Below are 257 nucleotides of genomic sequence, written 5' to 3'. Positions count from 1 at the left end.
ACGGTATCGCAGCCCATTGTACCGGCCATTGTAGCATGCGTGAAGCCCAAGACATAAGGGGCATGATGATTTGACGTCATCCCCACCTTCCTCCGAGTTGACCCCGGCAGTATTCCATGAGTTCCCACCATAACGTGCTGGCAACATAGAACGAGGGTTGCGCTCGTTGCGGGACTTAACCCAACATCTCACGACACGAGCTGACGACAACCATGCACCACCTGTATACCGACCACAAGGGGGCGACTGTTTCCAGC

The 257-nt window shown here is 55.3% G+C and carries 1 rRNA gene; it reads right to left on the bottom strand.

The window, feature by feature from the left end:
• Positions 1-257: ribosomal RNA gene (locus tag SB660_RS21860) — 16S ribosomal RNA — on the bottom strand; the annotation flags it as partial.

It is taken from the genome of Bacillus sp. SIMBA_005 (assembly GCF_046535585.1).
Taxonomy (GTDB): domain Bacteria; phylum Bacillota; class Bacilli; order Bacillales; family Bacillaceae; genus Bacillus; species Bacillus pumilus.
This window is presented reverse-complemented; position numbering and strand designations above follow the sequence as displayed.